Source organism: Rhizobium sp. NFR07, assembly GCF_900111905.1.
Lineage (GTDB): Bacteria > Pseudomonadota > Alphaproteobacteria > Rhizobiales > Rhizobiaceae > Neorhizobium.
Window position 1 is genome coordinate 188,331 of record NZ_FOKM01000011.1, and the last position, 13,909, is coordinate 202,239.

Consider the following 13,909-nt stretch of genomic DNA (forward strand, 5'->3'; position numbering starts at 1 on the left):
CTCCCTCATGGACTTGCCGCAACGGTCGAGCCGAAAGTCGTTGGTTGATGGAACAGATCAGGATCCCGCATTTGCCAGGCGGGCCAGTTGATTGCGAACTGCGCGTTATATGATGCGGTCGAACAAGAGGCTCTTTTCTTCCGGTAAGGCAAGGCCGGCTATCGACTGGGTCTTGAAACTCAGGCGACCCGCTGAAATCTTGGCTTGAATTCTTCAAGATAGAATTGGCCCGGCGATTTCGCCGTTGCCATCGCCTCCGCCGCAGCCCTCGAGACCCCTTCAAACAAACCATCCCTTCCATCGGAAAATCGCAGAAGAAGCTTGCCATCGGTCGGGCTGAAATGAATGGACTGGATCATCCGGGATTGCACCGCAAGTTCGGTCGTCTTAGCCGTTGCCATAAAAAGTTGCATCCGCCGCCGACTGTTCTTCTGCTCAATGCGGCGTCGGATCCTGCGACCCATCGTCACCACCAGCAGGCCGACGAAGCAGCCGATAACACCGCCAGCCGATTTGATCAGCACATCCGCCAGGTCCGCGTGCCTTGTTGGGGAGAGGGCCTGCATCATCTCCAATGCTGCCGGCAAAACGAATGAGGCGATAAGCGCGTACCGTAGCCGCCGCGGATAGGCGATCACAACAAGCGTAACAAGGCCTGCAAAGGCGAGGAACCGATCCGTGTTGACGGTGAAGATCACCGGGGGACGAAAAGAAAGCGGTGACAATGTTGCGAATGCTATCACAATAAAGGTCACAACGATGGCGGCGAGGGCGAATTGTTTTCTCATGTAACCATCCTCGTTGCTGGATCTTTCCAACTTCTTTCCAGCCAATATTTGAATGGCCACAAGGTTAATCGTCTATTCTATTTTGATGACGCTCGTGATCTTGCCAGCCGTTGGACTGAGGGCATTGCACATGTAGAGGGAAGGGCGGGGAGATTATCTCGATGACGCAGTGCTCGCCGAATACCCTGCAACCTCATGAAGACCCGAGCGCGCCGAATGGAATGCAGCAGGCGCGCCGGATGATGGTAGGCGCGGCGGGCAGAAGTGCAACCTAGTAGTGGTTACCGTCCATCCGTTGTCGGAGTGCTTGCCACGGCATGCATCTCTTCGAGCACCGCGCCAAGGGCGAGCTCCAGGAGATATTTTGGGAACTGGACATCAAGATCTGTCGCGGTCTGGCTTGCGAACAAAATCATTCGAGTAAGAGAGGTGAGTTCCTGAAGCTTGTTGGAGTTAGCGATCTTGTCCAGACTTTCAGTTTGACGGCCCATTGTTCTCTCCTCAAAAATCAAGCTTCTATGGAGCAAGCGCGGGGTCGATCCGGGAGGCAATGGTGGATGCCGTAGGGCACATTGCAGCGTCCCGTTCGAAGCGCTAGCTCGTCGCTATAGAGTAGCGTGATAATTGCAGCGCAACCGTGAGGTGAATAGTAGGTGAGGTAAATATATTCTCGATATATGAGACAGAACAATATCCCAGGACGCTCCGCCGCTGCGTCACGATTGCTAATCAGAAGAGGCAATGTTGAGCCGGCCCAACACAAGAAGCGACCATGATTGGCACTCTCAGCAGCAGCCAGCACTCGTCTGCGTCGCGCAGAGCCGCCGTAACGGAAAACACGCAGCCCGCACATTTCGCACAACTTGAGCCAATGGTTTTGGCCGCGAGCTGCAGAGATCATCCGCGGCTTAAGTTTCAGAGGTCAGGCACGGCGTTTAACCGGTATACTCTCGCAATTCAATTTGGGATTGAAGCCAGGCGGAACGCCTCTCGACGAAAGCCAGTAAAGACGCGCGAGGCTACAATGAACGCAGACGCAGGTCGCGACAGGGGTTCTCAGACGAGGCGTTTCTCCTGAACCGCCGTCACCTCCGATCTCTACGTCGATGAGACCGAGCTCGTCGGTTGAAGGCGAAACGATAGGCGGTGGTCGCCAGATCAGGCCTTCGTCAAACGCAGTCGCCGAAGAATCGTGATCAGCATTCTCAGACTGTTGGTCGCGCTCCATGTCACGCAGGATCCAGCGGTAGAATATCAGGATCGCGAACGCGAATAAGACAAGCGGTACGGCGTCTTGAAATTGGACCATATCGTCTGCTCTTGATGAGGAGCCGCTTCATGCGGCGATGGCCGGATTGTAAGAAGAGAACGTCTTCTTGTGATTAATTAAAACGATAAAAATGTAATAATTTGCGTTAATGCTCGACATGTCGTTGTATTTCAAGCGGATGTGCCGGCTCACGTAATGATGGGCGCTAGTGTTTTTAGTTTATCAGGGTCTCTTAGTCCCATCCGGTATAAGTAAATTACCGTTCTAATCAGTTGGCGTGCATCGACAGTACTTGGTAAGCCGGCGCCGATAAGCTCGTCGCAGACCGTCTTGATGATCCTGAAATCAGCAAGGGTTGGGTCGGGCTCATCTTGCTTTTCTGGCTTAAGCACGGATGGCAATATCAGGGTTGAGTTTGTAATAACTGCCTCCGGGCGTGTATTGCGGTCTGGCAATTAGAGCATATCCCGAGCGCGTCGATATACTACTTGTAGTACATCTAAGGGCGCCCCTAAGCTGGCAACGCCCAAGAGTAAGGCGCGAAGCTGGAGTTGTCGGAATTTATCCAGCACAAACAATCGGGTTTCAGTCATGTCAGGGCTGTGCGAAACATATTCTACGCTCGGAGTATTCGCCGAAAGAGCAGTGGTTACTGCAGCAGAAAGATATCTCCGCGCGGCGAGAGCCTCCAGGCTTAGTGGCGCTTAGAGCAAGCCCTGTTAGGCAAAAAAACAAGCGGTTATTATTTGACGTGAAAGCGAGGCGAGAAAGGCAGGCCATGCGGATTGCTTCCGCTTCAATGACCAGTTGCGCCGGGCCGTCGGTACCTGAACCAAAGTGCGCGAAAGTGAGGGTGAGTATGTCAGGCGATAAGGCGCGCTTCCATGGCGGCCGCGATGAAAGCATCGCGCGCCACTTCACTGTCGCATCTTTGCTCGGTGACGCCGATACAGGCTGCGCGGGCGGTGTGATAGTGGTAACCTCGAGGACCAGGCCACTCGGTTTCCATGAACAACAAGGCCCTGGTCGGCCCATCAATGCGTTGCGGCCAGCCATGGCGGATCTGAATGTGGACGGGTCGCTGCCACAGATAGATAATTCGATCGTCGTGCGTCGTGGATTCCATCATGTCATCCCCAGTCAAGATCGACATAAAAGCTCTCTGGTTGATGAAGATCAAGGGGGGTATGCATGCCAGCAGGAAGTGCGGGCTGACCTTCTTCTCTCCGTTTCTAATACAGGTCTTTGACAAAGCTAGACAATTGCCTTAAAGACGCGAGCATATATCACTTTTGTTGACGAAGTTTATTGGTCTGAGAGCCGCGTGGGCGCTTTTCGTTGCTTATCGATCAGCAAGATGATCTGGAACATTCGGAACGCGCGGAGAGACTGAGATCTTACTCTAGCCATGAGCCCTGGGATGCGTTGGTTGTTTCCTGCTCGAAGAGGTTGCAGCATGCTTCGATCATCTGGACAATACATTCCAGGCGATCGGCAAGGCGACGAGGATAAGGCTTGGACGAGTGCGAACTGGCGTTAACTCAAGATCCGAGCAGACCTGTCGTCAGACGAACATCTTTGTCTCACCATCGATCTTCAACACGGTCAAATTGCCGGTATAAAACGCGCCTGTATCAATCCCGATGCGACCAGGCCCGACGCTCGGTTCGTTGCCTGGTGTATGGCCGTGCACGACGGTGATCGCCCAGCCGGGACCCTGAGCGAGAAAAGGCTCGCGGATCCACATCAGGTCCTCATCATCTTGCTCTGCGATTTGAACTCTTGGTCGAAGGCCCGCGTGAACGAATACGAGGTCGCCGATTTTCAGGAGTATTGGCAAATGAGCGAGAAACTCGACATGGGATGCGGGCACCGCATCACCCAACAACCGCTTCAAATCGCCTGATTTGCTCTTCTGTCTCAGGTTTAAATGTCCGACGTCGATGCCGTAGGACATCAATGTCTGCTCTCCACCAAGATCGAGCCAATCCATGTACCGCTGCGGCTGTGCGATGAATTTGCTGAAGACGTCATCGTGGTTTCCGCACAACGCAAGCCGGCGCAACCCGAGATCGCTTGGCCGAAGAAGATGTTCGACCACCTGAAATGATGCCGGACCGCGATCTATATAATCGCCGAGGAGAACGACCAGCCCGGCGCGGCCGGTCTGACGGATGTCTTCCGCAATGCGAATTTCCGCCGCCTGCAATTCCTTTATGCAGCCGTGGACATCGCCGATCGCATATATCGGATAGGTTGCCGGCTCGTCGCCGAGATCAATTCGACGACGCGCCGGGATCGAGAAGGGAGCATCCGGGCGACGCGTCATCCAGTTAATGATCTTTTTCATATTTATCGCCAGGCCGATGCATTGGTCTCCCGCCCCGACAATGGGAATGCGCTTGCTAAGGTACCGTTAAGCTCCCCGGAACAAATCTTGCAAAGATGCAGACCTGCGATCAATTTTTCAGTGATGGCGCAGATCTGGTATGGAATGTCTCAATGACTTGCCCCCTCACTTAGTCGCGGCAGATCACCAAAACCAACGCGCTTCAATGCAAAGATCAGATTTCCCCTGGTGGGGTCGTTCAACTCCCGGCGAAAGCTGACACCGAAACGGTCGATCAATAGGGAAAAATCTTCCAGTGCGATCAGCCTCGTCTCGATCTCGTCGCGTAGCGCTTGATCGATGATCGGTAATGGCAGAAATGCGCCGGCGAAACTGACCGCCCGCGACGCAAGTTCCGGCGTCATCGTGCCGCCGTTCAAGTTAAACTTGGCTCTGACGCTGCGGGTCTCCACGGATGATCCTCGCGCCTGCAGGAAGAGGGTCGACTGGGCGTGACCGATCGGCGGCGTTAAGAACGCGCATTCCCAACTGTCGTCCTGGCTGACGAACGTTGGTGGAGCATTGGGCTCTGGCGGGGAAAGCGAGGCGCAGGTTGCAGCCGGTTGAGTGAGTGTTGTCAGCGGCCTAGCGGCATCTCCTGCGATAAACGGCCAGGACGGGGCAGGCGGGTCGATGGGCGCTGCCGGCGATGCGCCAATCTTTTGCGCGGCCTCTGGCTTTATCCCGAGCCACAGTTTCAGTACCTTGAGATTTTTTCCGTCATTCGCAAGCAAAACCGTAGCGGCAATGGCGCCAATAGAAGCAAGCAGACATAAGACAAGCGGCCAACGGTTCGCCGGCCTGGGGGGCAGGCCCGCTCTTGCCATCGGTTTGGCCTCTTCGTCCACCAGACCTTGAAGCTCTGCGCTATCCAAAGATGACGTAACCATGTTTTATCGCCAGTTTAGCGACCTTGATATTAACGGCGATGGAATGCCTTGACTATAACTTCTCGACACGACCTTCTGAGGTTCGCCATTTCCGTTAGTCGGGGGCCTTCTTCTGATAGTGCATTTCAAAAGAGCGCGAGAAACTGCCGGGAGCTGTCTGCCGAGGCGTCTGTTCCTAACTACAATTTTACCAGTGGCCTTTAGGCGCTGTGACCACTATCGAACCTGAACTCCCTTGGGCTAATGAGTGACATGACCGGCAAGAGAATAAACACCGTCCGTTCGCCAAGGATCACGTTCAGGAAGCGAAAACGGCCACTGATTAAGAACGTCCCGGAGCGACGCGGCCCATTGTCAGTGTCACCGCAGGTTGAGGAAGATTGGCCAGCCCTTGCCAAAAGACGCAAAGGCGATGAGGGGGAAATCAAAGACGACGACTAATGGCGTCACCAATGTAGCGACGTGGTCGCGAGCGCTACAGGTTTCGTCGCCAGGGTCCGGTCCATTCTCTTAGACAGACGTGTCTGGCGGTAGCGCGGTCACTGTTTCGCCGGTGGTTCGCGGCCAAGCGCCTTTGCAAGCTTTAACCAGTCGCGTCCGCTGACATTTGAGATCCGCAGGATCTCGTAGGTCGATAAACCGGCGAGATCGGCGACGGTCGAGTACCCTCTCTGCGTCAACGACAGCAGAGCGGCCGGACTTAGCTTTAGGTATGCGAGCTTCGTGTTCATCAAGTCAAACTAGGCAGGTCATCTTTCGCGGGATACCCGCAAATGGGGGATGTCTGGCCCGTTAGCGTATCTCGTTGAAAATTGCAGCATCCGAAAATGCCATCTTCGGCTCCTCCAACCTTTTTTTCTTTGGCCGCGTGTTATCCGGCGTATTAGGACCGCCGCGGATAGCCGCCACAATTCCGCCACCACGACCTGAGGGGCCGTTGCTCTCGTTACCACTAAAGGCGGGTTCCTAGGCAACAGGATGCGTATCACGAAACCCTTCGGGAGAGGCGGGACAATCTTCCGGCGCTTGGGCCAGTCGCAAGTTCATTCGCGACCATTTCTCTGCTTGAAGAGAAGAATGAGCAGTGCGCCGAAGTAACCGACTTGCATCAGCAGGAGCGAGCCAACGCCGAAGGCAAGACTCCACCCAACGCTATAGCCACTGAAGGCGCTGGCAGTTCCCATCAGGATTGCCATCAGCAACATCCTCAAGAAGGCGCATGGGATAAGAAGCGAGGGACAAAGGCGTTCCATTGGAATTAGCACCTATATCATGGTTAACGCCGCATTTACACGAGTCTACGCCAAATTCAAATAATTATTGCTATAGGAAATAACCTAATTTTAGATGGATGACGGCTAAAAACATAAAATTAAGGCGAAAGACAATTTATGATATACTAAATTTAGTAGTCTTTTATTCGGCAGTTCAGGGTGTATAGTAGTTATCATTGAAGTGAGCTTCAGCGGGAGCGAAGCGCTTGTTTTATCAGCGACGAGGCACCCAGTATGATGAAAAGCGATAGTTCAGCACGAGAAGAACTCACTTTGCCTCGGGTCTATGGGGTGGATGAAACTGTACGGCCGCATCTCTCCAGGTTCGATTATGTGATCGGCATTCCCGCGATCGTCGTCGGCGTGTTGTTTATTCTTGTTTTGGCAGTTTTGCTGGTGCCTTTCGCAATCATCCGATCTTTATTCGGACGCATCCATGACGTGCTCGAGGAGCGGCGGGTTCGGTCCAGGATACCCCCTACGTCCGGGTCGATCCATGACTCGGTCTATTCGATGTCCGACGGCGGTGTTCGAAAGCCCCGTTGACGTGGATCATTTGACGCTGCTCCGCAAGGCGCCTTGAATAGTCCTCCGGCAATTCTGAACGCTTACGACGCGCCCGGCATCCTAAGACGCAGTGTTTATCGCCTCGCAAGAAGCTTATCGGAGCGCTGCTGATCGCTGTGGACGATCAATGATCGATTATCAGACCTGCCTGGACCGCTACGAAATCACCGGCAGATCGCCGTACCATTTCCGTCGACTACGCAGCTTCTCATTGTGGCGCCTACGCTTCCCGACCGTCGCGAGCGACGTTCCTCGATAACGTTGGGGCGCCGACCGCCAAGGTGGCCAGACTGGCCTGCGCCCGGCCGTATCTCGAAATTCTGATTGCCGTAGGTACCGTAATATCCGCCGGTACCGTCAGGCTGGACCTCGAAGTTTCGGTATTGCTGTGCGCAGGCGCTATGCCCCGCGACGACTGCAAAAACGATCGAAAGTATCAGGTGAGAGCGGAGAGCTTGGCGGCCATGCGACACTGTATCGTCCTCAACGCAAGCGTGGTTTTGACCCTGGTCGGTGCCGGCCTTTTGCACAAAGCGCGTGGAAGTGCGTTTCCAGACATCGGGTGGACCAAGATCAATGAGGAGCCGGAAATTTTCCGCGAATATTGGTCATATAGAACTCTCCGGGGGACTTCGCAGATGCAAGTAAGTCCACCGTCGGTTTCGGCACGCCGATAAACTCCCGTAATGTCCCATTGGCAAGAAAGAGCCGAAGGACCTGGTTGTCTTCGTCATAAGACACAGTGTCGATCAATCTCGATTTTAGTTCTACTTGCATTGTCACCTCCAGTAAAAGGTTAACGCAATATTATGGTGCGCTGCGGAATCGTCAACGGACAATTATATAAAAGAGCGGCAGGGGTTTTGTCGTGAAACGTCGACCCAGCTCGCGTGCCTGCGGCAGCGTAGAGTGTTTCTGTCAAATCGATGGAGTGACACTCTGACTTTGAGTATTCACTTTGTGTTATTGCATTCGGATTTCAGTTTTTACCGTTTAAGAAAAATATAATTAAGAAAATATGCCGTCAGTGTTTTCGCGATACTGATTGTCGCGTCGATAATGATGAGAAGTATTCAACTTCGATATAACATTAAATATTATTGTGTATTGACTGTCGGGATTAAGGTCATAAAGTTAATTAACATCGAGTGTGTGCATCAAACGGCGTGATTACGACTATTCATCAATGGGAATTTTGCGAGATATGCCGGAGCCAAGTATTGCGTTTGCATTTGGCGAGGAGTGGACGGTGGCTTAATGATAAGAACGGTAGACGGCCAATATGAATTTCGAGCCAACTGAAATTCTGGATGTCGTGGTTATTACACCAAAACGCTTCGGCGATGCCCGCGGCTATTTTATGGAGACATTTCGCCAGACGCTTTTTGAAGAGCATATCGGTCGGCAGATATTCGTTCAGGACAATCAGTCGATGTCGGTGCAGGCTGGCACGGTGCGCGGGCTACATTTTCAGCTGGACCCAATGGCGCAAGGGAAGCTTGTCCGGTGCTTTGCCGGCGCACTGCTCGATGTGGCTGTCGATATTCGCCATGGCTCACCGAGCTACGGGAAACATGTCGCGGTCGAACTCACGGCCGAGAACGGACGGCAATTATGGGTGCCGCCTGGCTTCGCGCATGGCTTCTGTACGCTCCTGCCGAACACTGAGATTAGCTACAAGGTCACCAATTATTACAGTGCCGAGCATGACCGAGGCTTGCAATGGAATGACCCCAAGCTGGGCATCGCATGGCCGGTCGATGAGGCGAGCGCACTTCTCTCCGACAAGGATCGGAAGCAACCGACCTTAGATGACGTGCCGGCGAGCTTCCTGTTTAAGGCGACGTCGTAGCGATGGAAGACAATTTGCCAGCCGTGCTCTCAGCCGCCCGTCCAGCATCTCAGCAATTTGACCTCGAAGTAGGGGGAGATTACCGATGCGAGTTGCAGTAACGGGCGGTGCGGGTTTTATCGGATCCGCTCTCGTAAGACATCTCGTTCTCGATAAGGGCTACGAAGTCCTAAATATCGACAAACTCACCTATGCGGGAACTGAAACCTCGCTGAAGGCAGTCGGTGGACGTGCCAACTATCGGTTCCTGCACGCGGACGTCTGCGACAGAGCAGCTATCACAGATGCTCTTTTGGGCTTCCGACCGCAAAGGATCATGCATCTCGCCGCCGAAAGCCACGTCGACCGGTCAATCACGGGCGCCAAAGATTTCGTCGATACCAATGTTCTGGGCACCTTCACGATGCTCGAATGTGCCAGGCACTACTGGATGGGCCTGGATGCCGACGCGAAAGGCAAGTTTCGATTTCTTCATGTCTCCACCGACGAGGTCTATGGTTCCCTCGGGGAAAAGGGCTTGTTCACCGAGCAGACGCCTTATGACCCGAGTTCACCCTATTCGGCGTCTAAGGCCGCCTCGGACCATATCGCCAAGGCCTGGGCCCGCACCTACGGGCTTCCGGTTGTCGTGTCCAACTGCTCCAACAACTACGGACCGTATCATTTTCCCGAAAAGCTTATTCCGTTGATGATCTTGAACGCGATGGAAGGACAGACGCTTCCGGTTTACGGCAACGGTACGAATATCCGTGACTGGCTCTACGTCGACGACCATGCCCGGGCACTCGACATTATCGCCGAGCGCGGGCGGATAGGCGAGACTTACAATGTCGGAGGCCGCAACGAGCGGCGCAATATCGAAGTGGTGGAGCGCATTTGCTTGCTTATGGATGCCATGCGTCCCAGCACCGGCCCCCACAACCGTCTGATAACATATGTTGGCGATCGGCCAGGCCACGACGCGCGCTATGCGATCGACGCGACCAAACTGGAAACCGAGCTTGGTTGGAAGGCGCGGGAGACTTTCGATACCGGTATCGAAAAGACGGTCGGTTGGTACCTCGACAATGAATGGTGGTGGGCACCCTTGCGCAAAGGATATGGGGGCGCTCGCCTTGGCCTTATCGAAGCCACAGACAAGGTCGTGGCATGAGCTCTGCAAAACAGCGAATGGTTGTCACCGGCCGGGAAGGGCAGGTCGTAACATCCCTGATTGAGCGGGCCAGCGTCGCCGGACGGTTCGAGGTCATTGCCGTGGGGCGCCCAGAACTTGATCTCTCGCGGCCTGAGACGGTCGCACCTGCTCTCAAAGCGGCTCGCGCCGACGTGATTGTTGCAGCGGCCGCCTATACGGCCGTCGATCAGGCCGAGACTGATGAGCATCTGGCAACGATCGTCAACGGCGTAGCAGCCGGAAGCATCGCGAGTGCGGCGCATGAACTTGGCGTTCCCATGCTGCATATCTCAACCGATTACGTGTTTGATGGGACCAAGCTGTCTGCCTACGACGAGACCGATCCGGTGTCGCCGATCGGCGCTTACGGTCGATCCAAACTGGCAGGCGAGCGAGCGGTTTCACGTGCTCATCGAGATCACGCCATTTTGCGCACCGCATGGGTCTACAGCCCCTTCGGCAAAAATTTCCTCAAAACCATGTTGAGGCTCGCCGCCTCGCGCGACCACCTTGATGTCGTTGCCGATCAGATGGGTAATCCGACCTCGGCACTAGACATTGCGGACGCGGTGTTCGCCGTCGCCGGCAACCTACTCGACAGTAATGAGGCGCATCTGCGCGGCATCTTTCATATGACGGGTGAGGGCGATGCGAGCTGGGCCGATTTTGCCGAACAGATTTTGACGTGTTCGGCGGAGAGGGGCGGTCCGAATGCATCAGTCGGCAGGATTCCGTCGAGCGCATATCTTACGCCGGCAAAACGGCCAGCCAATTCGCGTCTCGATTGCAGCAAGCTGTTCGCTACGCACGGCGTCAAACTACCGCATTGGCACGGCTCGACGGCATTGAGCGTGGCGAGGCTTAGCTGAAAGCAGGGAGAATTGTGATCTATGAAGGGCATTATTCTTGCGGGCGGCAGTGGAACGCGACTTCACCCTATGACCAGTGTGATCTCAAAGCAGCTCATGCCGATCTACGATAAGCCAATGATCTATTACCCCCTGTCAACCCTGATGCTCGCCGGGATCCGGAACATCCTGATCATCTCGACGCCACTCGACATGCCGCTCTTCGAACGGTTGCTCGGAGATGGGTCGCAATGGGGGATCAGTCTCAGCTACGCTGTCCAGCCTGAGCCGAACGGTCTGGCTCAAGCTTACCTTATCGGTGCCGATTTCGTCGGTGATAGCCCATCCTGCCTCATCCTCGGTGACAACGTCTTCTATGGTCACGGGATTACCGAAACCATTGAGAAGGCGGTCTTGTCGGGAGGGGCGACTGTGTTCGCCTATCACGTTGCCGATCCCGAACGTTATGGCGTGGTCGAGTTCGACAAAACGAACAAGGCCATCTCGATTGAGGAAAAGCCAGCCGCGCCGCGGTCAAACTACGCTGTGACCGGGCTCTATTTCTATGACAAGGATGTCGTTGACATCGCCGCCAACCTTAAGCCGTCGGCAAGAGGGGAGCTCGAGATAACGGATGTAAACCGCGCCTATCTCGAGCAGGGGCGTCTGAATGTGGAGATCCTCGGTCGTGGATTTGCCTGGCTCGACACAGGAACACCCGATAGCCTGCTTGACGCCGCTGAGTTCGTTGCCACCCTTGAGCGCCGCCAAGGCGTTAAAATTTGTTGCCCGGAAGAAGTCGCCTTCTACAAGGGCTTCATCAATCGCGATGGCCTTGAGAGCTTAGCGCACGCTTATGGGAAAAGTGCTTACGGTAGATATTTGCGCGAGAGAGTGTTGCGTTAACTTGACGGGCATGCAGCACACTCGGGCGTTTGCGAGATTGCGAGAGAGCTACCGTCGATGATGAGTGGTTTGCCTTATTCCGCGTGAACTCAGGCCCCAGACTGCCCCGCTTCCTTTGCCACCATCATCCCTAAGGGCCAGCAACAAATGGCGGTGATGTTCATGTCGACCATTCGGCTCCGTAGCGTCGCGCCCATCTCGCCCTGCCGGTGACAGGTACTCCTTAATGATCTGGGGCATCGAAAGATGCCGGAACCTGATGGAAGCTCGCAATTTTGGTTTCCGTAAGTACCGGAATAGCCGCGGATTCTATCCGCTGGACTTCGATGTGACGGTATTGCTGAGAATATGCGGCATATCCAGCAGGGTGGCGGTGATCTGGAGGTTGCCACTTCGGATCATTCCGGCGCTGCGAGGCTTGCTGGATCGGGTCTTTGCGATGAGGAATCTCAAGGAATTGGATGGGATGCCATCTGTGGCAGCCGAATAGACCGCCATCGAATGGATATGAACCGAGATCAAAGCGCGGTCTAATATTTTCCTCGGATATCGTTGATGTAAAACTCACCTGAAGATTTACCTGAGGAAAGCAATTCGGCGGTTCGCTTTGGTATGCCGATATATTCTTACAAAGTGCCGTTCGCCAGAAATAAACGAACTAGGTGATAGCCTCCGTCATAGAAAACGGGGGCGATCGACTTGGATTTTAGATCGCTTTGGATCGCATCTAAATTAGCGGTCAAGCAATTATCATCGTGCGGTGCAAAATCGTTGATCGTAACGACCTTAACGTCGCGATCAGTTCGATGGAGGCTATTACCGCGACCGAATTCAAGCAATTTCCTAAAACATTAGTTGAGGCTAATTAAAGAGCGCAACGATCAAGTCGGAATAAAATGAGTTCCTCAGAGGAAAAGGTAATTGGCAGTCAGGAAAATCCTGATTCAGATAGTCACGGATGCTGTTCGTCAGACTATACGCTGGTATACCCCATTTAGACGCATTCAGCAGTAAACTAAAATATTCTCTTCAACCACAAAACTTGTTCCCCAGTTTTTATAGGTTAACCAATTCTTAAATTTATGCTGACAGCGACACCGTTTTCAGTCTAAATGCGGTGCAGCATTTCAGTTTGGTATATTTAAGGTGACTCTGGTGAGCAACGGGCAGGCACTACTGAGAGAAGATGGTTTTGTGGCGCCTTTAGCCCCGATTCCTGCGAACGAGAATTCGCAGTTCCATCGTCCATTGGGGGCCGGCTCCTGGGAATTTGCCGCTAAACGCACGGTGGACGTCTTTGTGTCGTCCGTCGCATTGCTCGTGCTGTTGCCGCTTCTTCTTCTGATCGCGGCCGCTATTCGCCTCGAAAGTCGAGGGAACGTCCTCTTTACCCAGACCCGCTGGGGCCTGAATGGTCAGAAATTTAAGGTCTACAAGCTTCGATCCATGTATGCCGATCGTGGTGACGTAACCGGTGTAGCTCAGACGACAGCCGACGACCCAAGAGTGACCCGCGTCGGGAAGTTCATTCGCCGCTACAATGTCGATGAGTTGCCACAGCTGCTGAATGTCTTGAAGGGCGACATGTCGCTTGTTGGGCCACGGTGTCATGCCGTTGGAATGCTTGCGGCTGGGGTGCCTTACGAAGAATTGGTCCCCGCCTATCACGGTCGCCACGCAGTTCGCCCGGGCCTGACTGGCCTTGCGCAGATGCGAGGCCTTCGTGGCCCGACGACGCGAGCCTCAAAGGCGCGCGCCCGCATCGCAAGCGACCTCTACTATGTGCAGAACTTCTCGATCTGGCTGGACTTCTACATCATGGTCGAAACCGTGCGCCGGGAAATCCGCGGCGGAAACGGATTTTAAGACAGAGCAGTCAGTCTTGCTCCTGCTCGCACATCTCGACAGCCTGCCACAACATCAAGTGAGTTAATACATATGCGGCTTCGGC

15 protein-coding genes are annotated in these 13,909 nt (G+C 54.2%); 7 read left to right on the forward strand and 8 right to left on the reverse strand.

Annotation, left to right across the window (positions count from 1 at the left end; all coding sequences use genetic code 11):
* Positions 1-179: 179 nt before the first annotated feature.
* The 7 genes from BM216_RS22285 to BM216_RS34100 all read right to left on the reverse strand — a co-directional run bounded on the left by BM216_RS22285 (position 180) and on the right by BM216_RS34100 (position 6,533).
* Positions 180-788, reverse strand: coding sequence for a KTSC domain-containing protein (locus tag BM216_RS22285; protein ID WP_143102824.1), 609 nt, complete (start codon positions 786-788; stop codon positions 180-182).
* A 281-nt stretch (positions 789-1,069) separates the two neighbouring features.
* Complete coding sequence (locus tag BM216_RS22290; protein WP_093001417.1) at positions 1,070-1,279, reverse strand: hypothetical protein; 210 nt, start codon at positions 1,277-1,279, stop codon at positions 1,070-1,072.
* A gap of 1,641 nt (positions 1,280-2,920) precedes the next feature.
* The gene (locus tag BM216_RS22295; protein ID WP_143102825.1) at positions 2,921-3,238 is read right to left on the reverse strand and encodes a DUF982 domain-containing protein; all 318 of its coding nucleotides are present in this window, start codon (positions 3,236-3,238) and stop codon (positions 2,921-2,923) included.
* Between the two features lie 384 nt (positions 3,239-3,622).
* Positions 3,623-4,408 (reverse strand): metallophosphoesterase family protein, encoded by a 786-nt coding sequence (locus BM216_RS22300; RefSeq protein ID WP_093001419.1) that lies wholly within the window; start codon positions 4,406-4,408, stop codon positions 3,623-3,625.
* 149 nt (positions 4,409-4,557) lie between these two features.
* Entirely contained in the window at positions 4,558-5,337 is a 780-nt protein-coding gene (locus tag BM216_RS22305; protein WP_093001420.1) for a DUF6030 family protein, read from the reverse strand.
* 539 nt (positions 5,338-5,876) lie between these two features.
* Positions 5,877-6,068 carry a hypothetical protein gene (locus BM216_RS22310; RefSeq protein WP_093001421.1) on the reverse strand — a complete coding sequence of 64 codons (192 nt, stop codon included), beginning with the start codon at positions 6,066-6,068 and terminating at the stop codon, positions 5,877-5,879.
* Between the two features lie 312 nt (positions 6,069-6,380).
* Entirely contained in the window at positions 6,381-6,533 is a 153-nt protein-coding gene (locus BM216_RS34100; protein WP_177230868.1) for a hypothetical protein, read from the reverse strand.
* A 312-nt stretch (positions 6,534-6,845) separates the two neighbouring features.
* Here BM216_RS34100 and BM216_RS22315 point away from each other — a divergent pair, with 312 nt between their 5' ends.
* Positions 6,846-7,157 carry a hypothetical protein gene (locus BM216_RS22315; protein WP_093001422.1) on the forward strand — a complete coding sequence of 104 codons (312 nt, stop codon included), beginning with the start codon at positions 6,846-6,848 and terminating at the stop codon, positions 7,155-7,157.
* 594 nt (positions 7,158-7,751) lie between these two features.
* Here the strand turns inward: BM216_RS22315 and BM216_RS22320 are convergent.
* Positions 7,752-7,955, reverse strand: coding sequence for a KTSC domain-containing protein (locus BM216_RS22320; RefSeq protein WP_093001423.1), 204 nt, complete (start codon positions 7,953-7,955; stop codon positions 7,752-7,754).
* 505 nt (positions 7,956-8,460) lie between these two features.
* Here BM216_RS22320 and rfbC point away from each other — a divergent pair.
* The 6 genes from rfbC to BM216_RS22350 all read left to right on the forward strand — a co-directional run bounded on the left by rfbC (position 8,461) and on the right by BM216_RS22350 (position 13,824).
* Complete coding sequence (rfbC, locus tag BM216_RS22325; RefSeq protein ID WP_093001424.1) at positions 8,461-9,030, forward strand: dTDP-4-dehydrorhamnose 3,5-epimerase; 570 nt, start codon at positions 8,461-8,463, stop codon at positions 9,028-9,030.
* An 85-nt stretch (positions 9,031-9,115) separates the two neighbouring features.
* Positions 9,116-10,183, forward strand: coding sequence for a dTDP-glucose 4,6-dehydratase (gene rfbB, locus BM216_RS22330; protein ID WP_093001425.1), 1,068 nt, complete (start codon positions 9,116-9,118; stop codon positions 10,181-10,183).
* Positions 10,180-11,073 carry a dTDP-4-dehydrorhamnose reductase gene (gene rfbD / locus BM216_RS22335; protein ID WP_093001426.1) on the forward strand — a complete coding sequence of 298 codons (894 nt, stop codon included), beginning with the start codon at positions 10,180-10,182 and terminating at the stop codon, positions 11,071-11,073. The genes rfbB and rfbD overlap by 4 nt, the downstream gene beginning before the upstream one ends.
* 21 nt (positions 11,074-11,094) lie before the next feature.
* Positions 11,095-11,958: a glucose-1-phosphate thymidylyltransferase RfbA gene (gene rfbA / locus BM216_RS22340; protein ID WP_093001427.1), complete on the forward strand. Its 864-nt coding sequence runs from the start codon at positions 11,095-11,097 to the stop codon at positions 11,956-11,958.
* Between the two features lie 226 nt (positions 11,959-12,184).
* On the forward strand, positions 12,185-12,448 hold the full coding sequence (locus BM216_RS33605; RefSeq protein WP_143102826.1) for a hypothetical protein: 264 nt from the start codon (positions 12,185-12,187) through the stop codon (positions 12,446-12,448).
* A 797-nt stretch (positions 12,449-13,245) separates the two neighbouring features.
* Complete coding sequence (locus BM216_RS22350; RefSeq protein ID WP_143102829.1) at positions 13,246-13,824, forward strand: sugar transferase; 579 nt, start codon at positions 13,246-13,248, stop codon at positions 13,822-13,824.
* Positions 13,825-13,909 lie beyond the last annotated feature (85 nt).